The sequence below is a fragment of the Bradyrhizobium sp. CCBAU 53340 genome, assembly GCF_015291645.1.
Classification (GTDB): Bacteria; Pseudomonadota; Alphaproteobacteria; order Rhizobiales; family Xanthobacteraceae; genus Bradyrhizobium.
Genome location: NZ_CP030055.1, coordinates 3,603,051 through 3,626,719, shown reverse-complemented (window position 1 = coordinate 3,626,719; position 23,669 = coordinate 3,603,051). Strand labels below are relative to the sequence as shown.

The window sequence follows — 23,669 nt, the reverse complement described above, 5'->3', positions numbered from 1 at the left end:
AATTTGATGACGGGCGCCGCGCGAACCGGCAACACTATGGTAACCACGAAAACGCCAACAAAAGCAAAGGCCCGAACGCGGGTTCGGGCCTTTGATAAGATCACAAGAAGTCGACGATCGCGAGCAAGACGATTACTCGTCCTCCTCGGGCTGCTCTTCCGGCGGCGCGAGGCCTTCGAGGCCCTTCAGGAGCTCCTCTTCGGTCATGCGCTCCACAGCCACTTCGGTATCGTCCGCATCGACGCTGGCGCCGGCGGAACCGATCAGCGGCACGGTGTCCGGCTCGGGCTCGTCCACCTCGACGAACTTCTGGAGGGAGTGCACCAGCTCCTCGCGGAGATCCTCCGGCGAGATGGTCGTGTCGGCAATTTCGCGCAAAGATACAACAGGGTTCTTGTCGTTATCGCGGTCAACCGTTAGTTGTGAACCGGACGAAATCATGCGGGCACGGTGGGCGGCCAGCAGGACCAGGTCAAACCGGTTGTCGACCTTGTCGATACAATCTTCTACGGTGACGCGAGCCATGGACTGTCGCTCCGTTGCGGGTGGGACGAAATATGTGGATGATTGGGGCTAGTTATAGGGGCCGGGACGATTTCGCAAGGCCAATTTGTGATTTGGCCTCGCCAAACGGCTCTGGTACCCCCACATTAGGGCTGGGATGGGTGATTTCCCGGGCTGCCATTGTGGGCGGGGCCGGGTGTATGCAGCGCCGCCATAACTATACCTTGATTGCCCCGACTTCTCCGGATTTGCGGTTTCGACGGGTTTCGGCAGCCATTTGAACTGCGCGGCTTGCTGCCGCCGCGCCAACAATAAAACGATCAATCACGAACACACTACGCGAGCAAACTGAATGTCACCTTCCCCTACCAACAAGATCGCGCTCTTCATCGACGGGGCCAATCTTTACGCGACGGCGAAAACTCTGGGCTTCGACATCGACTACAAGCGCCTTCTGAAGGAATTTCAGAGCCGCGGGACGTTGCTCCGGGCGTTCTATTACACCGCCATCATCGAGGATCAGGAATACTCCTCGATCCGCCCGCTGATCGACTGGCTGGACTACAACGGCTACACCGTCGTCACCAAGGCGACCAAGGAATTCATCGACGCCTCCGGCCGCCGCAAGGTCAAGGGCAACATGGATATCGAGCTCGCGGTCGACGCCATGGAGCTCGCCGAGCACATCGACCAGATGGTCCTGTTCTCCGGTGACGGCGACTTCCGCTCCCTGGTCGAGGCCGTCCAGCGCCGTGGCGTGCGGGTCACCGTCGTCTCCACCATCGCCAGCCAGCCGCCGATGATTGCCGACGAGCTGCGCCGCCAGGCCGACGTCTTCACCGACCTCGTCGAGCTGCAGTCCAAGCTCGGCCGCGACCCGTCCGAGCGGCCTGCCCCGCGCGACCGCGGCGAGCGTGGTGAGGGTCGTCATCACGCCCCGCAGTTCCTCCAGCGCGCGACCACGATGGCGCCGACAAGGGGCGATGACGACTTCGAGGAGTGAGGCGGCACGGTCAAGCCGCCAGCCTCCCGCCCTCGCCCCCGACCGTGACTGTCCGCTCTGCCCGCGCCTGGTCGCCTTTCGCGAGGCGAACCGCGCGCGCGAGCCGTCCTGGCACAATGCCCCGGTTGCGCCTTTCGGCGACATCACGGCCCGCCTGCTGATCGTCGGCCTTGCGCCCGGGATGCAGGGCGCCAACCGTACGGGCCGGCCGTTCACCGGCGACTATGCCGGCGACCTGCTCTACGCCACGCTGCTCGAATACGGCTTTGCCAAGGGCAGCTATCAGGCCCGGCCCGACGACGGCCTGAGATTGGTCGACTGCCGGATCGCCAACGCGGTGCATTGCGTGCCGCCGCAGAACAAGCCGCTGCCGGTCGAGATCAATACCTGCCGCCAGTTTCTCGTCGCCAATCTCGAAACGATGCCGAAGCTGCGCGCAATCGTCGCACTCGGGCGGATTGCGCACGACAGCGTGCTCAAGCCGCTCGGGCTGAAGGCCTCGCAAGCGCCATTCGGCCACGGCGCCGTGCATCAGGCTGGTCGATTCAAGCTGTACGACAGCTATCACTGCTCCCGCTACAACACGAATACGGGCGTGCTGACGACGGACATGTTCCGCAGCGTCTTCGCGAAGGTGAAAGCCGGCCTCGACTAAACCTTCGCCGGATGGGCTTTCAGCCAATCCAGCACGTCGCCGGCGTTCCGATCGGGCGGGAACACCGGATAGAACACATGTGTGATCCTGGCATCGTCGACAACAAGCGCGAGTCGCTTGATCAGCGTGAGGCCCGCGACCTCCATGGTCGGCAGATTGAGCGCGCGCGTGAGCGCCAGCTTCTCGTCCGAAAGCACGGGGAACGGCAGATGCAGGCGCGAGGCCATCTCGGTCTGGTATTCGTTGCTCTGGGTCGAGAGGCCAAACACCTGCGCGGCACCGGCGGCCTTCAGCTCGGCAAACAAGTCGCGAAAGGCGCAGGTCTGCGGCGTGCACCCCCGCGCGCCCGGGATCATGTCCCAGTCGTCGACCAGCCCGATCTTGCCGGGCTCGCCGGTGCGCGGATAGGCGAATACCACGGTGCGGCCCGGGAGCGTCGACAGATTGACCGAGGTGTCGTCAGTCGCGAGCAGGCTGATCGCCGGCAGCGTCAGGCCCTTCAGGTGCGCAGCCCCGCCATCGTCTCTGGGCGCAGGGATCTGGCTCCAATCGACCTCGAGCAAGTTCCTCTGAGTCGTCATCCCGTCATCCCCTCGCCCGCATCAGCCGGCCCTTCTCCCGGCTCCAGTCGCGCTTCTTCTCGCTCTCGCGCTTGTCATGCAGCTTCTTGCCCTTTGCAACCGCGAGCTGCAATTTGGCGCGCCCGCGCTCGTTGAAATAGAGCTTGAGCGGTATCAGCGTCATGCCCTCGCGGTCGACCGCGCCCATCAGCTTGTTGATCTGCCGGCGATGCAGCAGCAGCTTTCGCGGGCGCTTGGGCTCGTGATTGAAGCGGTTGCCCTGGAGGTATTCGGGAATGGTGGCGTTGATCAGCCAGATCTCGCCGTTCTTGGAGTCGGCATAGGATTCCGCAATCGTGCTCTTGCCGTTGCGGATCGACTTCACCTCGGTTCCGGTCAGCGCAATGCCCGCCTCGATCGTATCCTCGATCGCGTAGTTGAAGCGGGCTTTGCGATTTTCCGCCATGACCTTGATCGGACGTTCGTTCTTATCGGCCATGGCAGACAAACCTGATCCAGATACGCAGCGAATCTAACAGATTGGATGAAGCGCGCGCGTCACTTCTTGAGGAGATCGCGGATCTCGGTCAGCAGCACGACCTCCGCCGAGGGCTTCGGCGGCTCTGTGGGCTTGACCTCTTCCTTGCGCTTGAACTGGTTCATGGTGCGAACGACCATGAACAGCACGAAAGCGACGATGACGAAGTTAACGACCAGGGTGAGGAAGCTGCCATAAGCCAGCACCGCGCCCTGCTTCTTGGCATCGGCGAGATTGTGCTCCGTGACCTTGCTCGAGAGTCCGATGAAATAGTTGGAGAAATCGAGGCCGCCGGTGATTGCGCCGATGATCGGCATGATGACGTCGTTGACCATCGACGTGACGATGGCACCGAAGGCGGCACCGATGACGACCGCAACGGCGAGATCGACGACGTTGCCCTTCATCGCGAATTCGCGGAATTCCTTCAGCATGGCCATCCCCTATCCTTCGACGCTTCGTCGTGAACCGGTCGATGCGGTCTGTGACCGCTTAGTTGACCAGGCCGGCGTGAACCATCGCGCTGCGCACGGCAGCGCGGGTCGGCTCGGACACCGGCACCATCGGCAGCCTGAGCGCCTCGTCGAGCTTGCCGAGCAGCGACATCGCGTACTTGATCGGAGCCGGATTGCTCTCGATGAAGAGATTGTTGTGCAGCGGCATCAGCTTGTCGTGGATGGCGAGCGCTGCCTTGGTGTCGCCCTTCGCCCAAGCCGCGTGGAACTCGGCGCACAGGCGCGGCGCGACGTTCGAGGTTACCGAGATGCAGCCATGGCCGCCATGCGCCATGTAGCCGATGATGGTGGCGTCCTCGCCGGAGAGCTGGTTGAAGTCCTCGCCCATCGCGGCGCGCTGCTGCGACACCCGCACCATGCTGGCCGTGGCATCCTTGACGCCGGCGATGTTCTTCAGCTCCCACAGCCGCTTCATGGTGTCGACCGACATGTCGATCACCGAGCGCGGCGGGATGTTGTAGATGATGATCGGAATACCGATCGCGTCGTTGATCGCCTTGAAGTGCTGGTACATGCCCTCCTGGGTCGGCTTGTTGTAGTAGGGCGTCACGATCAGTACGGCGTCCGCGCCGGCCTTCTCGGCGTGCTGGGAGAGCTCGACCGCTTCTTGGGTCGAGTTGGAGCCGGCGCCCGCGATGACAGGCACGCGTCCCTTGGCTTCAGCGATGCACCATTCGACGACCTTCTTGTGCTCGTCATGGCTGAGCGTCGGGCTCTCGCCCGTCGTGCCGACCGGGACCAGGCCGTTGGTGCCCTCGGAAATCTGCCAGTTGACCAGCGACCGGAACGCCGCCTCGTCCAGCGAGCCGTTCTTGAACGGCGTGACCAAGGCGGTGAACGATCCCCGGAATTTCGTCTTGGCTGCCATGGACTTCCTCCGTACGCGGCGAGATTTTAGAGCAAGCCTCTCTCATATCGGGTCTCACCCGCCCGTAAAAGACCTGCATCTGCGTGACGCACCGTTTAGGCCGCGATTTTGCCGCGGTGGTGGTGCAAACCCGGCGACGGTAAGCGACTGTTGGTATTTTGTCCGCATATTCAATCAAATACAGCCAGATCTTGTACAGATAGGTCTTGAGCCAATTGACTGATTCGGGGCGACGAACCTCCGTGACCTCCTTATCCCGTGCCGTATGGCGATCCGCCGGTCTGGCCATATGCTTGGTGGCCGGCCTTTCGATTGGCTGCGCTGCCCTGGCCAAGTCCAGCGAGACGACCGAGGACGGCGCGAAGGAACCGGCCAAGCAAGCGACGAAGGGAACCACAAAGCCAGCCGCCAAGCAGCCCGCGAAGGACACGGCCAAGGGGGCAGCCAAGGAGACCTTCAAGGGCGCGGGCAAGGACCCCGCAAAGGACAGCGCCAAGAACAGCGCCAAGGGTGCAAGTAAGGGAGCCGCTCCAGCGACGGCCAAGGACGCCGCGAAGAAACCTGCCGGCAAGGATGCCGCGAAGGACAAGCCGAAGCCCGCTGCCGCCGCCTCCACACCGAAATCGCGACCGGCATCCAACGCGCCGACGCATCAGGCGGCACCGGCGGTGACGGCCACCGTCAGACCCACCGCCCCGGCTCCGGCCACCGCCAGGCCTGTCGCAACGCCCGTGCTCGCGCCTGCGACCCGTCAGCACGCCGCGCCGCGCAAGCCGGTCACGCCGGCCGCCGTCGCTGCGACTTCGTCGACGTCGCAAGCCGACAAGGACACGCTTGAGAACGTCATCGAGCTCGTGCGCAAGCGCAAGCCGGGCGATGCCACCAGTTACGCAGATTCGATTTCCGATCCTGTCGCGCGAAAGCTGGCGGAATGGATCATCCTGCGTAGCGAGGACAACGGCGCGAGCGTCGAGCGCTACCGCGCTTTCCTCTCGGCCAATCCGAGCTGGCCGTCGCAGACCTTCCTGCGCCGCCGTCTTGAAGCCGCGATGTGGGACGACAGGCGTGACGATTCAGTTGCGTGGTCGTGGTTCGAGAACGAATCTCCTGTGTCGGCCAAGGGCCGTTTCGTGCTCGCCAAGGCAATGCTGGCGCGCGGCGATCGCGCCAATGCCGAGCGGCTGGTGCGCGAGGCCTGGCGCAACGACCCGATGTCGGAGGAGACCGAAAACAACGCGCTCGATCAGTTCGGCGCCCTGCTGACACCGGGCGACCAGAAAGCGCGGATGGATGCGCTGCTCTATGGCAGCGAGCACGAGGCGGCGCTGCGCGCGGCAAAGCGGCTCGGCGCCGGCTATGTCGCGCTCGCCAGGGCCCGTATCGCCTCCTTCAAGAAGGCGCCGAACACGCGCGCGCTGCTCGAAGAGGTGCCGCGCGAGCTGCACAGCGATCCCGGCTTCATCTTCAGCAAGATCCAGCTCTTGCGCCGCGAAGAGAAGTTTCCTGAAGCGGCCCAGCTGATGCTGTCGGCGCCGAAGGACCCGAACCGGCTCTACAATCTCGACGAATGGTGGATCGAGCGGCGCCTGCTGGCCCGCAAGATGATCGACACCGAGGATTTCCGCAGCGCCTATCTGATCGCGCGCGACGCGGCGCTGCCCTCGCGCGACATCTACAAGACCGAGCAGGAGTTCACGGCGGGCTGGATCGCGCTACGCTTCCTCAACGATCCTGCGGCGGCCGCCCAGCACTTTGCCCGCATCGGCGTCGGCAGCGTCAATCCGACCACGCTGGCGCGTGCCGGTTACTGGCAGGGCCGCGCCGCCGAAGCCGCCGGTCGCCAGCAGGAGGCGCGCAACGCCTATGCCCGCGCCGCCGAGCAGTCGACCAGCTATTACGGCCAGCTCGCGCGCGCAAAGCTCGGCCTGCCGCAGATCGAGCTGAACAGCCAGCCGCGCGGCCGTGGCGCCGAACGGCTCGAGATCGTGCGCGCGGCGCACTTGCTCTACGAGCTCGACGAGCGCGAACTCGCCGTGCCAATGCTCGCCGACATGGGCGAGAACGGCGACCCCGAGGCACTGGCCGGCCTCGGTGAGCTGACCCAGCGCTACGGCGATGCGCGGGGCATGCTGCTGGTCGGCAAGGCCGCGCTCAATCGCGGGCTGCCGTTCGATTTCTACGCCTACCCCGTCAACGGCATTCCGCAGTTCAGCCAGATCGGCCCGGAGGTCGAGCGCAGCATCGTCTACGCCATCGCGCGGCAGGAAAGCGCGTTCAACCCCTCCGTGGTCTCGCCGGCGCAGGCCTATGGCCTGATGCAGGTCACCCCTGATGCCGCACGCTATGTCTGCAAGCGGCACGGAGCGACCTACGACCTGTCGCGGCTGAAGAACGATTCGTCCTACAACGCCACGCTCGGCGCCGCCGAGCTCGGCGGCCTGCTCGAGGACTATCGCGGCTCCTACATCATGACGTTTGCCGCCTACAACGCCGGCCGCGGCAGCGTGAAGAAGTGGATCGACCGCTACGGCGACCCCCGCGATCCCAAGATCGACGCAGTCGACTGGGTCGAGCTGATCCCGTTCTCCGAGACGCGCAATTACGTGCAGCGGATCATGGAGAATCTTCAGGTCTACCGTGCCCGCTTCGGCGGCGGCACGCGGTTGCAGATCGAGGCCGATTTGCGTCGCGGCACCGGCAGCGTGGAATAGCACCCTCCTCTCTCGGACGGCCGCATGCTCCCCCAACGAACTGACGCGCCCAGATGAGTGCGACGGGCGAACTCGCCTTGCTACTCTCCGCTTTTGGGACGGGCGTCTGGAGTCCGGAAAACAAAAGGGGGGAAAGCTATGAAGATGTTTGCAACATCTGTTCTAGCGCTTGCTGTCTTTTCGATCGTACCAACGAGCGCCGCCCCGTCACGACAGCAGCCGAAACAAGCAACGGCCCCTATGTCGACCGCTCATTGTTCGGGAGCGCCGTGCAAAACTGTCGAAACGCTCTCAACTTCGCGTCCTATGACGCGTGCCGCAACAACAGCATGGAACTGGAGCTGGACCGGCGTCGAAGGTGGCGACTATTGCCGCCCCGGATCTGAAACAAGGACAATCGGAGATTCGAACTTCGAAGAGGCCGCCGCGCTGGGCGGCCTCTTTTCTTTCGGGAGCCGAAAGCAAGTCGTCTTGCGTCCCAGGTCTGTCGTTCTGCCACAAAAGAAAAGCCCCGGCGGTTTCCCGCCGGGGCTCTCTCGTCAGGTCGTTAGACCGAACTTACCAGTTGCGCTGAGCGCGAAGCAGCAGCGAGACGGTGCCCTGGTTCTTGATCTCGTAGATCGCAGCCGGCTTGGCGGTAACGGCAGAACCCGCATACGCGACCGAGCCCGCGTACTTGGTGTCGATCTCCGCGTAGTTGACGTCGGCCGAGAACGTCAGGTTCTTGACCGGAGTCCAGCCAGTCTTCGTACCGATCACCCAGTAGTTGAAGTCCGGGTTGCAGGTCGAACCCGCCGTCAACAAGGCAACCATGGCAGCGCCGCCGCAGATGAAGCCCTTGGCATTGCTGTTGTAGCGAACCGCACCGTACGAACCGTAGAGCGTCGTGTTCCAGTAGGGATCCCAGTTGTGGGTGTAACCACCACTGAAGCCGTAGGTCGTGGTCAGCTCCTGGCCGGAGCCAGGAATGAACACGCTGTCGGTCACGGTAGCAAAGCCAACGCTCTGGTATGCGCCAGCGAGGCCAGTGCCTCCGAACATCGACCAAGCGTGCGGTGCCAGATCCTGGAAGTTGTAGAAGCTTGCACCGTTGGTGTAGACGCCCGACATGTTGATCGTGTCGCCCGCACCAGTCGGAATGTTCTTGATCGACAAGGCCAACTGACCAGCCCAACCCCACTTGTCATCGGGGTGACCCGTCGTCTCGGTCGCGCCGTAGTAGGCAACGTGGTTGTCATGCGCGGCAACCGACGCTTGGAACAGACCCCAAGCCTGATCGGCGCGGAACATCGCGACGAAGTCAGGCGACCTCGTTCCACCGTAGGCGGAACCGCCCAGCGAACCACCGACAATGCCCGCCGACGTCGCAAGCGACGCGTTGACGACACCGCCTTGGTAGTAAACCGTCGGATCCTGCGCCGACACCGTGAAGGTCATGCCCTGGCCAAAGTCAGCAGTGTAGCTGAACTGAGTAACACCAGTGACCGTACCACCATTGCCGACCAGACCATCGAAGTTGTTGGCCGGATAGTTGGTCCAGGGAGCGCTGAACTGCGAAACAGCCTTACCCATCGTGAAGCCAGCGAACTGGATGAAGGCGTAGTACACGCCAAGCGAACCGCCAGCGAGACCGCCGCCCGTGGCATTGCCCGGCGCAGACGACGTCGTACCAGAAATGACGTCATAGCCAGTCGCGCCAGCAGCCGTGCCGCTGTAGCCGCCGGTCGTCCACGAGAAGGTCAGATCAGCGAACGTACGCACAACGCCGTACTCGGTCGCGGTCCGCGTATCGATGTTGAGGTCTTCGCGGGCGCGAAGGGTGTAGTAGTTCGACAGACGGTTTTCGGCGCCGCCCGTGCCGCTGAAATAGCCGTTGAAGTCGCTCGCATGGATCGCGGCGTCAGCACGCAGGTAACCACCCAGCTTGATGCAGGTATCGGTGCCCGGGATGTAGTAGAAACCCGCACCGTACAGGGAGCAGATCTTCACGTATTCGACCGCCTTGGCCTTCACGGGGAGATCGGCTGCCTGTGCTCCGCCCACGGCGATCAGACCCGCCGCTGAGCCGAGCAAAAGGCTCTTAACCAACTTCATGTTAAACCTCCAAGTTGCTCTTCAGGGAAGGTCACTGACCCGAATGGCCAATTCCCCAACCCCCTCTAAATCACCGCCTTGGTCACCTTCGCGTCTTCGGACACACCCGCATGAACGCGAGGGACTTAAGCGAAAGACCTAAACGGGACGACCTTGGGATGCCCCCCTCCGTCGCCCGTTCACAATTACCGAACGTCCTTGCACACACAACAAGAGAACGCTCCGAACCGGGCCTATGAAGCGTGTTTTCCGACGGGTGTTGCACAAATAACACGCAGATGTGATCGAACGACACTCGCAACACATTGTTCTTATTGATCTTTTTTGACCGGTTCCTTTTGCCCCCAAAGTTCCCGGTCTGATGGCTGGCGAGCCGACTTACGCACACACGCGGTTCTGAGGCGCTCGAATCGTGGAATCGGCACGAAGACCCAACGGGATGTGTAATGGCCCGTAATGGTCGGTGATCCCCCGCAGGACAGGTGCAATCCAGCAGCACCGGATGCGCGGCATGAAGACTTTATAAGGGGGGAAGCCCCTCGGGAGATCGGGGAATCAGTGCGGACACCCCACCCCCGCGGAATTCGTTGGGAATATTTGAACGAAAACACGCGCTTCCAAATTGACCGGCCCAAGCAATTAGATGCATAAGGCTCGCACCGGAGAGGTGGCCGAGTGGCTGAAGGCAACGCTTTGCTAAAGCGTCATACGGTCTCAAGCTGTATCGAGGGTTCGAATCCCTCTCTCTCCGCCACCCCAGCAGAATCGCGGCCTGTGCATTCCAGGTGAAAGCCGCGCGGCTGAACCCAGCCTGATTCGCTCACTCCTTATATATGTGTGCCCACCTAGATCCGGGATCGCCAGATTCGCCAGTGTGAGGGCGATATCAGCACGGCCTCGTCCGCCCAGACATTGAACCAGACACCGGCCTTGCGGCGGCATGGAAAGGTGAGCGGCAGAATGCCGGTCTTGTGCGGCCGTCCGAGTTCCAGATCGCAATCATCAGGCGCGATCTGAATCGGCAGCCAGGGGCTCAGACCATTCCTGTCGGGCTCACTCATGCCGCGCGTATCTAGAGCGTGATGGCATTAAGTTCGATAGCCTGAATTTTTCAGGTAGTTGGCGCATTCCTCAGGTGTGAAGGCGTCGAGTGCGTGGCCGATTGCGGCGCAGACCGCGTCGACGGTTCGCGCGGCCGCTTTGCGGAGCAGGTGCTTGAGCTTGGCAAAGACTTGTTCGATCGGGTTCAGGTCGGGCGAGTATTTTGGCAGGAAGAAGAGTCTGGCTCCGACCGAACGGATGAGCTGGCGAACTGCTTTGCTCCTGTGGCTGCCGAGGTTGTCCAAGACAACGATATCGCCGGGTCGAAGGACGGGCAGAAGAACCTTCTCGACATAGGTGCGAAAGCTCACGCCATCGATCGGCCCCTCGATGAACCATGGCGCATCGATCCGGTCGTGGCGCAGGGCCGCCAGGAAGGTCATGGTCTTCCAGCGGCCGTGGGGAACCTTGGCGGGAAGTCTGTGCCCGCGCGGCGCCCATCCCCGCAAGGGGGCCATATCGGTCCGCGTCCAGGTCTCGTCGATGAAGACCAGCCGCTCAGCTTCGACGCGACCTTGATACTTTGCCCACTGGGCTCGCCGCCGCGCCACCTCGGGACGATCGCGTTCGCCAGCCGCCACGCTTTTTTTTGAAGCTGAGCTTCTCGGCATGCACGAAGTCCCAGACCGAGTGGTAGTCGACCTTCAGGCCGCGTCCAGCAAGCTCGGCAACGAGCCCGCGTATGGTGAAATCACCGTCCTTGATCCGCTGCGACAGCCAGACCGCATGCTCTCCCGAGACTGCCTTCGGCTTGTGGCCGCCCATCTGGCCAGGCTCAACACTGCCGGTCTCCTCGACCCGCTGCATCCAGCCGATGGCCGTGCTGATCGCCACTCCAAACTGCCTGGCAGCTTGATTACGGGACATCCCGCCCTCGATCGCAGCCACGACGCGCTTTCGAAGATCCAAAGAGTAAGGCTTGCCCATCCATGCTGGCCTCCTGCCCAGCCAGCATGGTGAATCAGGAATACGCTGATTTGGGAATCTTGAGGGTTCTGTGAGGTCGCGGGGCAGACTTAAGCCGCGCGCGCAGTCGTAGCGTGCGACCTCATAGAAGCTGGATTGAACGAAGCCGCGGAGTTGCGGGCACTATGGCGATAGTGCAGCCGGTGCAGTTGCGGAGAAGGTGCGCCTGTGGTCGCCGCGCGTCGGCGAGACATTGAGCAGGTGTGAGCGGCCCGATTGATCGGGCAGTGGGCGCGATGCCGCGAGGGATTTGTTGCGCTGGGATGCGCGGCCGAACGATTGGCGGGGTGAGCGGTGACGAGCGCGGCCACGGCGACTTCGGACGTTGCCACCGCGAAGGTGATCACGGAAGGGGTGGATAGTGCAGGCGCTGGTCATGACGTATCACAACGAAACGGATGGTCGCGGGCGCAGGCTCGTGGGACGACATCGACGCGCCGCATGGTGCCGCCACAATGCGGGCAGACGGGGATCTCACATTTGGTGAGGGGATCGTCGCCGGCTTCTTGATCAGTCGGAGCGTTGCGGACAGCAAGGAGTTGACGGCAGAGGGCGATTTTATCGTTGCGTCCGCCATTGGCGAGGAAGCCATAGTGGCGGATGCGGTGGAAGCCGTCCGGCAGGGTGTGGAGGAGAAAGCGACGAATGAACTCATCGGCATTAAGCGTCATCACTTTGGCTTGACGATTCTGCCGATAGTCCTTCCAGGAAAAGCTCACCTTGCCGTCGGCAAGCGAGATCAGCCTACTGTTGGCGATGGCGACGCGATGCGTGTAGCGGCCGAGATAAGCCAGCACCTGTTCGGGCCCGCCGAATGGCGGCTTGGCATAGACGACCCAGTCGGTCCGTCGAAGTTGAGCGAGGCGTTCGGCGAATGCGGCGGGATCGGCGAGATGGACGAGATCGCCAAAGAAGCCCAACTGGCCAGCCGCGAAGGCAGCTTGGAGCTCTAGCAGAAACAGACGGCGGAACAGCCGGGAGAGGACGCGCACCGGCAGGAAGAAGCCGGGCCGGCAAGCGACCCAGTGTGTGCCGTCGAGTGAAGGTCCACCACCAGGCACGACGCAGTGGATATGCGGATGGTGTTGCAGCGTCTGGCCCCAGGTATGGAGGACGGCGGTCACACCGAGCTGAGCGCCGAGATGCTTGGGGTCGGCCGCGATGGTGGCGAGCGTCTCGGCCGCGCAGCGGAACAGGATGGCATAGACGATGGCCTTGTTCTGAAAGGCTATCTCTCCGGCGGGGGCCGGCATGGTGAAGACGACGTGGAAATACGGCACGGGAAGGAGTTCGGCCTGTCGTTCGGCGAGCCATTGCACGCGCGCCGAGCCCTGGCACTTCGGGCAATGCCGATTGCGGCAGGAGTTGTAGGCAATCCGTGTGGCGCCGCAGTCATCGCACTGCTCGACGTGGCCGCCGAGCACAGCCGTCCGGCATGCCGTGATCGCGCCCATGACGCGCCGCTCGACGCGGCCCAAATGCTCGGCACGGGCTTGCCGAAACGCTTCGCCGTGGCGGCAGAAGATATCCGCCACTTCCAGAACCGGAGCCATCAGGTCCGCTCAGCCGGGCGGCACGACCTCCAGGCGGAGTCGGTCAAGCGGACTTGGCGTATTGCTGATGGTCTTTGTGGCGACTTGGGTATAGCGCGCCGTGCTGGCCAGACTGGCATGGCCGAGCAGCACCTGGATGATGCGCACGTCGGCCCCGTTCTCCAGGAGATGGGTCGCGAATGTGTGCCGCAGCGTATGCACTGTCACCGACTTGCTCAAGCCAGCCGCAGCACAGGCTGAACGACAGGCGGCGTGCAGCACGTTCGGGACGAGCGGACGCTCGTCGTCGCGGCCGGGAAATAGCCATCGTTTTGGCCGAGTGAGCCGCCAATACGTCCGCAGAATCCTCAAAAGCTGCGGCGAGAGCATAACGTAACGGTCCTTGCCGCCCTTGCCGTGCTCGACCCGGATCAACATCCGTTGGCTATCAATGTCGACAACCTTCAAGAGGACCACTTCCGATACGCGCAAGCCTGCGGCATAGACGGTGGTCAACGCGGTACGGCTCTTGAGGCTTGGGATCGCTTCCAGGAAGCGCACGACCTCGTCGGCGCTCAGCACGACCGGCAGTTTGCGCGGTTTACGCGCATAGGCGATGCGCTCCGGAACGGTGTCATGACCAAGCGTCACACCGTAGAAGAACCGCAGTGCGCAGACGATCTGGTTCAGCGCCGGCCAGGACATCCCCGTCGCAACCAGATGAACCTGGAAGGCACGGATATCCTCCAGGTCGAGGCGGTCGGGAGAACGACCGAAATATCGGCTCAACTTCGCTACGGCGTTGAGGTAGGATTGCTGCGTCGCCGGTGACAGATTGCGGACCGTCATGTCCTCGATCATGCGGCGGCGAAGTGGGCTGATCTCAGCCATCGGAAAACCTCCTGTCTAAAGGGTTGGGCTGCGAAAACCCGCAATCCTCTCAGACAGGAGGCAATCCTTGCTATGACTCCCTACATGCCGCGCCAGCGGCTTCGTTCAATCCCAAATCGATTCAACCTAACCCCATCCCGCTTTAGATGGCGGCACGACGCGGGAACTTGATTCAACGCAACCCAATCGCTCCGTGAAAACACGGGGCCGGATGCGATGCGGCGCTCAATGCGCAGACACCCACGCCCTCGCCTCACGCTGCGCAGCTGAGATCTCGGCGTCCGACATCTGACCGGCCACTTCCTGGCGCAGCGCGACGGCATCCTTGCGGCCCTTCAACGCGGCGAGGTTGAACCATTTGTGGGCGGCGACGAGGTCGACCAGGCCCGAACGGCCGCTTGCCCAATAGATCCCGCGCTCGAACAGAACGTCCGACAGCGCGCTCGCATCGATCGGCGTGGCCGTATCGAGATCGAAAGTACCCTGAAACATAACGCATCCCCTTTTTCTTATGCCGCCCCGTTCCCCCGAGCGCGGCTCCCGTCCAACTCTGATGCGCGTAACCTTGCCGGGCCCCGCGCTGTTCAACTCATCCCCTTGGGCTTCTTGCCCATTGCCGTTTGCCGGCTTGTTGGAGGCGATGATGGCGGGCAAATTTGAATGGCAGTTTAAGTATCGCGATGAAGCAGACGTAAACGCGAGGCCGCGCCGTGCGCACGGCAAATTCAAGAAGTCCCTGATTTGCAGGCACTTCTGCGGTTCGTCAGATTCGGTTTACCTTGCGGTTTTCGGACATCGATAACCATCGCGCACGGTGGCGAACCGCATCCGCCCTGTCATTCCCCGCGCAGGCAGGGATTCGAGTACGCCGCGGTCCATCGATTCAACCACGACCGTCTCGCCGTACTGGATCGCCCGTGGGAAGCCGGGCGATGACACCGAGAATGGGGGAGCGTCGCGCAAACAACATGCAATCGTGCCGCAGCCCTCGCTTGCCCAGGCAGATGCGACCAAGGCAACGCGATCGCGCAGCAGAGCTACGCCGCAGTCAGATCAACAATGTCGGGAATGGGATTGCCGGCAATACCCCGGCCTCAGGGAACGAGGGCGTCGGCGAACACGTCAGGACCAGATTCCAAATGAGCCCGAGGGCCGCTTGTGGAATTGCGGAGCCCTTTTGAAGGAGACCCGCACCGAACGAAGAAAACTCTGTTTCTTCTGCCGGACCGGACTTTGACGAGCAAGCTCGCGAAGTTGACGATCCGACCGTTGACCTGATGTCTCGCCGACACCCTCTATCGTCGACCAGAACCTCTAGGAGGCGCTGATGACGTGCCGGCTCTTAGGAGCCGGCAACTTCAGAAGCGAAGTTACTTCTTCTTCTTCGCGACCTTGCGGGTCTTCTTCGCAGTCTTCTTCACTGCGCTCTTCGCCTTCTTCGCCTTCTTCGCTTTCTTGGCCATGTTGCCCTCCGATGTGTGAGATGGCTTTAATCGCTGTGCGCATTCGGGGATCGAATGCACTCACCCCGAATACACCAACACGACGAAAAAAACATCTTCTCACTTAAGGAAGTGTTGACGACGCAGCGCGCGTGCGCCAGCCGCGCCTGATTTGCTTGTCAGCACAGACGCGCCTCCGCGATTGCAAATGCATCTCGCGGCATTGACGTCGGCAAGCATCGCGATTGCAGGAAAACACTATGCAGCAAGTATTATTCTGTGCGTGTGCATCGCGCGCGATCAAGGCGACGACACATGCAGCAACGCGCGCGATCACCCCACGGAGGCGAGTCGCGGACTCTGAGTCGCGAATTTTGGCAACGAAATTATTTTCATGCTTAACGGCGGCGGCGCTCGTCAGAGCGCGTGCAAGTCGCCGTTTTGCGCGAATCGCGCGGACCGCGATTCGGTCGTCGCATCGCGTTTGCACGGGATGATATTTGTCGTCGATGAGGCGTGAGAGTGTCGCATCGCGAACGCTCAGCGAGGTGACGAGGCGTGTCGTCACCTCGTCCGAACGCGCGAGATCAGATTCCGAGCTTGGACTTGAGCAACTCGTTGACCGCCTGCGGGTTCGCCTTGCCGCCGGACGACTTCATCACCTGGCCGACGAACCAGCCGAGCGACTGCGGCTTGTCCTTCACCTGCGCGGCCTTGTCGGGATTGGCCGCGATGATGTCGTCGACAACCTTTTCGATCGCCGAAAGATCCGTCACCTGCTTCATGCCGCGGCTTTCGACCAGCGCGCGCGGGTCGCCGCCCTCCTGCCAGACGATCTCGAACAGGTCCTTGGCGATCTTGCCACTGATCGTGCCCTCGCCGATCAGGTCGACGATCGCCGCGAGCTGTTCGGATGACACTGGAGAACCCGTAATATCCCGGCCTTCCTTGTTGAGGCGGCCGAACAGCTCGTTGATCACCCAGTTGGCCGCCATCTTGGCATCGCGGGCGCGGTTGGCGAGCCTGTCGAGCACCGTCTCGTAGAACATCGCGCTCTCGCGCTCGGCGACCAGCACGCTCGCGTCATAGGCCGAGAGGCCGAACTCCGCGACAAAGCGCGCCTTCTTCTGGTCCGGCAGCTCCGGCAGCTTCGCCTTCAGCTCGTCGACGAAGCTCTGGCTGAACTCGAGCGGCAGCAGGTCGGGATCGGGGAAGTAGCGATAGTCATGCGCCTCCTCCTTGGACCGCAGCGAGCGCGTCTCGCCCTTGTTGGCGTCGAACAAGCGCGTCTCCTGATCGATCTTGCCGCCGTCCTCCAGGATCTCGATCTGGCGTCGCGCCTCGTAGTCGATCGCCTGGCCGATGAAGTTGATCGAGTTCAGGTTCTTGATCTCGCAGCGGGTGCCGAGCGGGTCGCCGGGCTTACGCACGGAGACGTTGACGTCGGCGCGCAGAGACCCTTTCTCCATGTCGCCGTCGCAGGTGCCGAGATAGCGCAGGATCGAGCGCAGCTTGGTGACATAGGCCTTGGCCTGCTCGGCATCGCGGATATCAGGCTTGGAGACGATTTCCATCAGCGCGACGCCGCAGCGATTGAGATCGATCAAGGACTGCGACGGCAACTTGTCGTGCAGCATTTTCGCCGGGTCCTGCTCCAGATGCAGCCGCTCGATGCCGACGGTGGCGGTCTTGCCGCCCTCGAGCTCGAGCAACACCTCGCCCTCGCCGACGATCGGCGACTTGTACTGGCTGATCTGATAGCCCTGCGGCAGATCGGGATAGAAATAGTTCTTGCGGTCGAACACCGAGCGAAGATTGATCTTCGCGTTCAGCCCAAGCCCGGTCCGGACAGCCTGCCTGACGCATTCCTCGTTGATGACCGGGAGCATGCCGGGCATCGCCGCGTCGACCAGCGACACCTGCGTATTCGGCTCGCCGCCGAATGCCGTCGATGCGCCCGAGAACAGCTTCGAGTTTGACGTCACCTGGGCATGGATCTCCATGCCGATGACCACCTCCCAGTCACCAGTGGCGCCCTTGAGAAGCTTGTGCGTGGCCGTGCTCATGTTGTGCTCCCGAGCAGCGCGGCAGCGATCCGCTCCCACTCCGCTTCCAATGAATCTTTTGCCGCAGGCTGGCCGGCCTGGCGGTACCAGTAGCCGGCATTGCCGAGATCGCCTTCGACACGGTGCAGATACGCGTGCACCCAGGCGGCGTCGCGGCCATCGTCGTCCTGTACGATCTTGTGCGCCTGGTCCCAGTCGCCCTTCGCGGCCCACCAGAGACCGGCGAGCGGCGCGTTCAGCTCCGGCGCGGGCGCCGCGCCGTCGAGGCTTGCGATGAAACCGGCGACATTCACCACCACCTCGCGGGCGTGAAACGGCCGGCGGCCTGCTCGATCACCTCGCCGAGCGAGAACAGCGTCTCCTCCTCGAACGGACGGCCGATCAGTTGCAGGCCGAGCGGCAGGCCCTGGCTGTCCTTGCCTGATGGCACGGCAATGCCCGGCAGGCCGGCCATGTTCACCGTCACCGTGAAGATGTCGTTGAGGTACATCTCGACCGGGTCAGCGCCGCCCTTCTCGCCGATGCCGAAGGCGGCCGACGGCGTCGCCGGTGTGAGGATCGCGTTGACGCCCCTCTCGAAACAATCCTCGAAATCCTTCTTGATCAGCGTGCGCACCTTCTGGGCCCGCAGGTAGTAGGCGTCGTAATAGCCGGCCGAGAGCACATAGGTGCCGATCATGACGCGGCGGCGCACCTCGGCGCCGAAACCTTCGGCGCGGGTGTTCTCGTAGAGCTCCGTGATGTTCTTGGCCTGCTCGCGCAGTCCATAGCGCACGCCGTCATAACGCGCGAGGTTGGACGACGCCTCCGCCGGCGCCACGATGTAGTAGGCCGGCAACGCGTACTTCGTGTGCGGCAGCGACACCTCGACGAGCTCGGCACCGGCCGCCTTCAGCCACGCCGCGCCTTCGCTCCAGAGCTTCTCGATCTCGGCAGGCATGCCGTCGAGACGATACTCCCTGGGGATGCCGATCTTCATGCCCTTTACGGACTTGCCGATCGAAGCCTCGTAATCAGGCACGGGGATGTCGACCGAGGTCGTATCCTTCGGATCGTGGCCAGCCATCGAGCGCAGCAGCATCGCGGCATCGCGTGTCGTGCGCGCGATCGGGCCCGCCTGGTCGAGCGAGGATGCAAAGGCGACGATGCCCCAGCGCGAGCAGCGACCATAGGTCGGCTTGATGCCGACGGTGGCGGTGAACGCCGCCGGCTGGCGGATCGAGCCGCCGGTGTCGGTCGCAGTCGCGCCCATGCACAGCAGCGCCGCCACGGCCGAGGCCGAGCCGCCGGACGAGCCGCCCGGCACCAGCGTGGTGTTGCTTCCCTCGCGCCGCCAGGGATTGCCGACGGGCCCGAAGCACGAGGTCTCGTTGGCCGAGCCCATCGCGAACTCGTCATTGTTGAGCTTGCCGAGCATCACCGCGCCGTCGCGCCAGAGCTGCGAGGTCACTGTGGACTCGTAGGTCGGCACGAAATTGCCGAGGATCTTCGAGCACGCCGTGGTGCGCACGCCCTTGGTCGCGAACAAATCCTTGATGCCGAGCGGAATGCCGGCGAGCGGACCGGCATCGCCCTTGGCGATCCGGACGTCCGCTTCGCGCGCCATGTTGCGCGCCTGGTCGGGCGTCTCCATCACAAAGGCATTGAGCACGCGCGCTTTCTCGATCGCGGAAAGATGCGCGTCGGTCAGCTCGAGCGACGTGAAAGTCTTGTCGGCGAGACCCTTGCGGGCCTCGGCGAGCGTCAGCGATGTCAAATCGGTCATTTATTGATCGGGCTGCAGAAGAACGGAGACAGGGTCTTGTCGTTGGCCGGGTCGTCTTTTTTGGCGGCCGCATTCGCGGCGGCCTGGAGCTCGTCGAGCACTTCATTGACGGCGACGTTGGGATCGGCGGCCTTGCCCTGCCGTTCCATCTTGTCGAGGTAGTTCATGTAGGCCTGATAGGCCTTCTCATCGTCGCAAAGCATGCACATCGGACAGCGTCCTGAATTGAATTACTCAACAACCTTGGGCACCAGGAAGAAGTGACCTTCGGTCGCGGGCGCGTTGGCAACGATATCGTCGGCGATCCCGCCGTCATTGACCACGTCCTGCCGCTTCTTCATCTGCATCGGGGTCACCGAGGTCATCGGCTCCACGCCCTCGACATTGACCTCCGAGAGCTGCTCGACAAAGGCGAGCATGGCGTTGAGCTCGCCCTGCAGATGCGGAACCTCGTCCTCAGCAACCGCAATGCGCGCCAGATGCGCGATGCGGCGGACGGTAGCGGCGTCAACGGACATTATATAAGGCCTCTCACGGCAAAACCTAAGTGCCGTATAGCAGAGGCCGCTTTTGCGCCGCAACCGGCGCTAGCGCATGGTCCGGAAAAGTGTGAAGCGGTTTTCCGAAAAGACCATGCGCAAACAACAACCTAACTACCCGGCCATCTGACGGAGGCGCTCCAGCGCCGATTTGGCGAGATCCCGGGTCAATTCGGCGGCCGGGACCTCACGACCGAGCGCGATGGCCTGTCCGGCCCAGAGATTGGTGAAATCCACTCTGCCCTGCTTTTCAGCAGCCGTCTTGAGCGGCCCAAGCGCGGTTGCCGCATGAGGAAATGGCGGCGCGTCCGGCGAGACCGGGCCGGCCTCGCGCATCAGGCGGTTCTGGACGCCACGCGCCGGGCGGCCGGTCATCACATTGGTGATGACGGTGGAATCGTCCCGCGCCTCGGCGAGCGCCTTGCGGCCGCCCGCGCTGACCTTGGACTCCGGGCAGCGCAAGTAAGCGCTGCCGATCTGCACGCCGGACGCCCCAAGCGCAAAGGCCGCGGCGATGCCGCGCCCGTCCGCGATGCCACCGGCCGCAATCACGGGCACCTTCACGGCATCAGCGACTTGTGGCACCAGCGCAAAGGTACCCGGCTGCTCGGCGATCTTGTCGGTCAGGAACATGCCGCGATGGCCACCGGCCTCGGCTCCTTGCGCAATGACGGCATCGACGCCGTGCTGCTCGAGCCAGACCGCTTCCTTCACCGTCGTGGCGGACGAGATGACGAGGCAACCGGCCGCCTTGACGCGCTTGAGCAACGCCTGCTCAGGCAGGCCGAAATGAAAGCTGACGACCTCCGGCTTCAGCTCCTCGACGACTTCGCAGAAGGCCGCATCGAACGGCGCCCGATTGGCCGCATTGACCGGCGCCGCCGGATCGAGACCATGCTCGGTGTAATAACCCGTGAGCCGCTGCTTCCAGCGCGCGTCGGCCTCGGCCGTGAGCTCGATCGGCGTGTGGCAGAAGAAGTTCATGTTCAGCGGCGCCTTCACGCGCTGGCGGATGACGTTGACCTGCTCGCGCGCCTTCTCCGGCGACAGCATGGCGCTCGGCAATGAGCCAAGTCCGCCGCCCTCGGCCACGGCGATCACCAGCTCCGCATCCATCACACCGGCCATCGGCGCCAGCACGATCGGGAATTCGGTCTTGAACAGATCGATCAGTCGACGGTCAGGCCACATGGTGTGTCTCTCTAGGTTCAGGCGAACGATGCGATGGAGTTGCGCCGACCGGCCAGCAATTGATCGGCCTCGGACGCAATCCGCTCGACGATCTCGGCCGCTGGTGGAATATCATGGATCAGGCCGACAGCTTCACCCGCGATCACCGCGGCAATATCAAAATCGCCCGACATTTTCGCGGCCGCATACTCGGCCGAAACTGCGGCGACATTCTGCATCAGCTCGACCTCGCGGCCGCCCCAGCGGCGGGCATGGTCGTTGACCAGACACCGTCCCGTGAACGGCGCCGGCCAGACATTGTTGCGCGAGAGATCGAAGATGATGCCGCGCACGGTCGAGCCGCTGCTCGCCGCGCAGATGCGCCGCTTGGCCTCATCAGCGCCGTCGGCCTCCCGGCTCGCATAAAAGCGGGTGCCGAGCAGCACGCCGCTCGCGCCCAGCATCATCATGGCGGCGAGACCGCGGCCGTCGGCGATGCCGCCGGCCGCCACCACCGCCACGCGACCCGCAGCGAGATCGACGATGGCAGGCACGAGATCGACGGTGGTGCGTGAGGCGCCGTGACCGCCCGCCTCTGTCCCCTGCGCAATCAGAATGTCGGCGCCGGCATCGAGCGCCTGACGCGCCATCGTCTCGTCCTGCACCTGGCAGATCAGCCGCGCCCCGGCCGATCTGATCCGCGGCGCGAACGGGGCGGGATCGCCGAACGAGAGCATGATCGCAGACGGCTTTGCGGCGAGCGCGATATCGAGCAGCTCGGGTCGCTTGGCGAGGCTCCATGTAATAAAGCCGATCCCGAACGGCGCGCGCAGTTCGGCGAGTTTTGCAGTCTCCTGCTCCAGCCACGCTTTCTCGCCGTAGCCGCCGCCGAGAATGCCAAAACCGCCGGCGGAGCTCACGGCCGTCACCAGGCGACTGCCGGCGACGACGTCCATCGGCGCCAGCAGGACCGGATGCTTGATCTCCAACAGCCTCGTCAGCGGCGTCGCAATGGGCATGGCCCCTCCCCGATCTGGACAGCGAGATTAGGGGGGTCTAGCATTCTCGAAAAATGAATTGTTGCGAACGCTGCCATCACAAAAGCGAAACGACACCATGGAACTGAGCGACATCCAGACCTTCGCCGCGGTCGCGCGCACCGGCGGCATTACGCGCGCCGCCGAAGAGCTCAACACGGTGCAATCCAACGTCACCCAGCGCATCAAGGCGCTGGAGGCCGAGATCGGCACGCCGCTGTTCGAGCGCCACAGCCGCGGCATGGCGCTGACCGGCGCCGGCAAGCGCCTCCTCCCCTACGCGCAGCGGATGGCCGCGCTGTCGCGCGAAGCCGTCCTCGCCGCCCGCGACGACGGCGAGCCGAAAGGACCGCTTTCGATCGGCTCGATGGAGACGACGGCCGCCGTGCGGCTGCCGCCGCTGCTTGCCGATTTCCACCGCCGTTTCCCGGCGGTGCGCCTCAGCCTACGTACGTCGCCGACCGCCGATCTCGTCGCCGGTGTTCTCGAAGGCGCGCTCGATGGCGCCTTCGTCGCAGGTCCCATCGCGCATGCCGACCTCACCGTGACGAGCGCGTTCCGCGAAGAGCTGGTGCTGGTCAGCGCCCGGCGCTGGGCCTCGCTCGCCGAGCTGCGCGCCGGTACACCGGAGTCAGGCCCGACCGCGCTGGTGTTCCGCACCGGCTGCACCTACCGCCAGCGTCTCGAGCAGATCTTTGTCGAGTTCGGCTGGCCCTCGGCAGCGCGCTTCGAGCTCGGCACGCTCGACGGCATGATCGGCTGCGTCGCCGCCGACATGGGCGTGACGCTGCTGCCGCGCGCCGTGGTCGAGCGGAGCGCGATGAACGGCAGCGTCACCATGCAGGCGCTGAACCCGTCACACGCCCGCGTCGAGACGCTGTTCATCCAGCGCCGCGCCGGCCATCAAACCAGCGCGCTTCAGGGCTTCCTGTCCTGCCTCACCAGGGACGATGAAATCATCGCGGCCTGAGCCACCACCGCCGCAGCGCAACGAAGGCCCAGATCGCCTCGACGAGACCGAACGGCCAGGCGCCCTGCAGGAAGCCGTAGGCCGAGCCGAGCCCGCAAGATACGGCGAACAGCAGCACGAACCAGTGGCTGCGATCTTCGAGGGCATAGCAGACCAGCATCGCCGTCACGGCAAATAGGCCGAATAGTGTCAGGGCATCCATCGTTGTGGGTTCACTCCGCAGCGCAGCGCATGATATGCGCTAATCCCATGCCGGCTCTTATCCTGCCCCTCGTCGATGCTGCAACCCACTGGCCCGAACGCGGCGGGTTGATCGGCCTTGATTTGGGCACCAAGACCATCGGTGTCGCCGTGTCCAATCCGGACCGCCGTCTCGCGACAGGCGTCGAGACCATCCAGCGCAAGCAGTTCAAGCAGGACGCAGCCCGGCTGCTCGCCATCGCCACTGAGCGCAAGGTGGTCGGCTTCGTGCTCGGGCTTCCCATCAACATGGACGGCAGCGAGGGTCCGCGCGCGCAATCGACCCGTGCGTTTGCCCGCAATCTGGCCAATTTGACCACACTCCCCATCGGCCTCTGGGACGAGCGCCTGTCGACCGCCGCAGTCGAGCGCGAGCTGATCGGCATGGATGTCAGCCGCGCCAAGCGCGCCGAGGTGATCGACGAGCACGCCGCCATCTTCATTCTGCAGGGCGCGCTCGATCGGCTCGCAAATCTTCGCGCAGCATCGGGAAATGGCTGAT

At 63.5% G+C, this 23,669-nt stretch carries 24 protein-coding genes and 1 tRNA gene; 6 read left to right on the top strand and 19 right to left on the bottom strand.

Annotated elements, in window-relative coordinates; all coding sequences use genetic code 11:
* Positions 1-132: 132 nt before the first annotated feature.
* Positions 133-525: a DNA-directed RNA polymerase subunit omega gene (rpoZ, locus tag XH89_RS17160; RefSeq protein WP_008133017.1), complete on the bottom strand. Its 393-nt coding sequence runs from the start codon at positions 523-525 to the stop codon at positions 133-135.
* Positions 526-856: 331 nt separating this feature from the next.
* Between rpoZ and XH89_RS17155 the strand changes: the two genes are divergently transcribed.
* Positions 857-1,507 carry an NYN domain-containing protein gene (locus XH89_RS17155; protein WP_194468131.1) on the top strand — a complete coding sequence of 217 codons (651 nt, stop codon included), beginning with the start codon at positions 857-859 and terminating at the stop codon, positions 1,505-1,507.
* On the top strand, positions 1,488-2,162 hold the full coding sequence (locus XH89_RS17150) for a uracil-DNA glycosylase (RefSeq protein WP_194468130.1): 675 nt from the start codon (positions 1,488-1,490) through the stop codon (positions 2,160-2,162). Before XH89_RS17155 ends, XH89_RS17150 begins: the two co-directional genes overlap by 20 nt.
* Here XH89_RS17150 and XH89_RS17145 read toward each other — a convergent pair.
* The 4 genes from XH89_RS17145 to dapA are packed head-to-tail and all read right to left on the bottom strand — an operon-like array spanning position 2,159 to position 4,643.
* A complete protein-coding gene (locus XH89_RS17145; RefSeq protein WP_194468129.1) occupies positions 2,159-2,743 on the bottom strand; it encodes a peroxiredoxin in 585 nt (194 codons plus the stop codon). The genes XH89_RS17150 and XH89_RS17145 overlap by 4 nt on opposite strands.
* 4 nt (positions 2,744-2,747) lie before the next feature.
* On the bottom strand, positions 2,748-3,221 hold the full coding sequence (gene smpB / locus XH89_RS17140) for an SsrA-binding protein SmpB (protein ID WP_024341117.1): 474 nt from the start codon (positions 3,219-3,221) through the stop codon (positions 2,748-2,750).
* 59 nt (positions 3,222-3,280) lie between these two features.
* The gene (gene mscL / locus XH89_RS17135; protein ID WP_194468517.1) at positions 3,281-3,694 is read right to left on the bottom strand and encodes a large conductance mechanosensitive channel protein MscL; all 414 of its coding nucleotides are present in this window, start codon (positions 3,692-3,694) and stop codon (positions 3,281-3,283) included.
* Positions 3,695-3,752: 58 nt separating this feature from the next.
* Entirely contained in the window at positions 3,753-4,643 is an 891-nt protein-coding gene (dapA, locus tag XH89_RS17130) for a 4-hydroxy-tetrahydrodipicolinate synthase (protein WP_194468128.1), read from the bottom strand.
* A gap of 242 nt (positions 4,644-4,885) precedes the next feature.
* On the opposite strand from dapA, the gene XH89_RS17125 reads away from it, so the two are divergent.
* Positions 4,886-7,354 (top strand): transglycosylase SLT domain-containing protein, encoded by a 2,469-nt coding sequence (locus XH89_RS17125; RefSeq protein WP_194468127.1) that lies wholly within the window; start codon positions 4,886-4,888, stop codon positions 7,352-7,354.
* A gap of 558 nt (positions 7,355-7,912) precedes the next feature.
* Here the strand turns inward: XH89_RS17125 and XH89_RS17120 are convergent.
* Complete coding sequence (locus XH89_RS17120) at positions 7,913-9,448, bottom strand: porin (protein WP_194468126.1); 1,536 nt, start codon at positions 9,446-9,448, stop codon at positions 7,913-7,915.
* 661 nt (positions 9,449-10,109) lie between these two features.
* Here XH89_RS17120 and XH89_RS17115 point away from each other — a divergent pair.
* Positions 10,110-10,202: transfer RNA gene (locus tag XH89_RS17115), tRNA-Ser, on the top strand.
* A 91-nt stretch (positions 10,203-10,293) separates the two neighbouring features.
* On the opposite strand, the gene XH89_RS17110 is transcribed toward XH89_RS17115, so the two are convergent.
* The 12 genes from XH89_RS17110 to XH89_RS17055 form a co-directional block, all read right to left on the bottom strand.
* Complete coding sequence (locus tag XH89_RS17110; RefSeq protein WP_194468125.1) at positions 10,294-10,509, bottom strand: hypothetical protein; 216 nt, start codon at positions 10,507-10,509, stop codon at positions 10,294-10,296.
* Positions 10,510-10,536: 27 nt separating this feature from the next.
* A protein-coding gene (locus tag XH89_RS17105; RefSeq protein WP_371825163.1) for an IS630 family transposase occupies positions 10,537-11,476 on the bottom strand; the annotation gives its coding sequence in 2 pieces (ribosomal slippage) (positions 10,537-11,139 and positions 11,141-11,476; 939 coding nt in all).
* A gap of 413 nt (positions 11,477-11,889) precedes the next feature.
* On the bottom strand, positions 11,890-13,068 hold the full coding sequence (locus XH89_RS17100) for an IS91 family transposase (RefSeq protein WP_194462004.1): 1,179 nt from the start codon (positions 13,066-13,068) through the stop codon (positions 11,890-11,892).
* A gap of 9 nt (positions 13,069-13,077) precedes the next feature.
* Positions 13,078-13,938, bottom strand: a complete 861-nt coding sequence (locus XH89_RS17095; RefSeq protein ID WP_128943944.1) for a site-specific integrase — start codon at positions 13,936-13,938, stop codon at positions 13,078-13,080.
* A 225-nt stretch (positions 13,939-14,163) separates the two neighbouring features.
* Complete coding sequence (locus XH89_RS17090; protein WP_130366276.1) at positions 14,164-14,430, bottom strand: hypothetical protein; 267 nt, start codon at positions 14,428-14,430, stop codon at positions 14,164-14,166.
* Positions 14,431-15,967: 1,537 nt separating this feature from the next.
* Positions 15,968-17,446 carry an Asp-tRNA(Asn)/Glu-tRNA(Gln) amidotransferase subunit GatB gene (gene gatB / locus XH89_RS17085; RefSeq protein ID WP_194468124.1) on the bottom strand — a complete coding sequence of 493 codons (1,479 nt, stop codon included), beginning with the start codon at positions 17,444-17,446 and terminating at the stop codon, positions 15,968-15,970.
* Positions 17,443-17,745 carry a hypothetical protein gene (locus tag XH89_RS17080; RefSeq protein WP_194468123.1) on the bottom strand — a complete coding sequence of 101 codons (303 nt, stop codon included), beginning with the start codon at positions 17,743-17,745 and terminating at the stop codon, positions 17,443-17,445. The genes gatB and XH89_RS17080 overlap by 4 nt, the downstream gene beginning before the upstream one ends.
* Positions 17,736-19,211 (bottom strand): Asp-tRNA(Asn)/Glu-tRNA(Gln) amidotransferase subunit GatA, encoded by a 1,476-nt coding sequence (gene gatA / locus XH89_RS17075; RefSeq protein WP_194468122.1) that lies wholly within the window; start codon positions 19,209-19,211, stop codon positions 17,736-17,738. Before gatA ends, XH89_RS17080 begins: the two co-directional genes overlap by 10 nt.
* Entirely contained in the window at positions 19,208-19,420 is a 213-nt protein-coding gene (locus XH89_RS17070) for a hypothetical protein (protein ID WP_194468121.1), read from the bottom strand. Before XH89_RS17070 ends, gatA begins: the two co-directional genes overlap by 4 nt.
* Positions 19,421-19,441: 21 nt before the next feature.
* Positions 19,442-19,729: an Asp-tRNA(Asn)/Glu-tRNA(Gln) amidotransferase subunit GatC gene (gene gatC, locus XH89_RS17065; RefSeq protein WP_128961251.1), complete on the bottom strand. Its 288-nt coding sequence runs from the start codon at positions 19,727-19,729 to the stop codon at positions 19,442-19,444.
* 135 nt (positions 19,730-19,864) lie between these two features.
* Positions 19,865-20,941: a nitronate monooxygenase family protein gene (locus XH89_RS17060; RefSeq protein WP_194468120.1), complete on the bottom strand. Its 1,077-nt coding sequence runs from the start codon at positions 20,939-20,941 to the stop codon at positions 19,865-19,867.
* A gap of 17 nt (positions 20,942-20,958) precedes the next feature.
* Complete coding sequence (locus XH89_RS17055) at positions 20,959-21,939, bottom strand: nitronate monooxygenase family protein (protein WP_194468119.1); 981 nt, start codon at positions 21,937-21,939, stop codon at positions 20,959-20,961.
* A gap of 97 nt (positions 21,940-22,036) precedes the next feature.
* Between XH89_RS17055 and XH89_RS17050 the strand changes: the two genes are divergently transcribed.
* Positions 22,037-22,927 (top strand): LysR family transcriptional regulator, encoded by an 891-nt coding sequence (locus tag XH89_RS17050; protein WP_194468118.1) that lies wholly within the window; start codon positions 22,037-22,039, stop codon positions 22,925-22,927.
* Here the strand turns inward: XH89_RS17050 and XH89_RS17045 are convergent.
* Positions 22,914-23,129 carry a hypothetical protein gene (locus tag XH89_RS17045; RefSeq protein ID WP_194468117.1) on the bottom strand — a complete coding sequence of 72 codons (216 nt, stop codon included), beginning with the start codon at positions 23,127-23,129 and terminating at the stop codon, positions 22,914-22,916. The two genes, XH89_RS17050 and XH89_RS17045, sit on opposite strands and share 14 nt — an antisense overlap.
* 47 nt (positions 23,130-23,176) lie before the next feature.
* On the opposite strand from XH89_RS17045, the gene ruvX reads away from it, so the two are divergent.
* Positions 23,177-23,668: a Holliday junction resolvase RuvX gene (gene ruvX, locus XH89_RS17040; RefSeq protein WP_194468116.1), complete on the top strand. Its 492-nt coding sequence runs from the start codon at positions 23,177-23,179 to the stop codon at positions 23,666-23,668.
* Position 23,669: the final 1 nt, after the last annotated feature.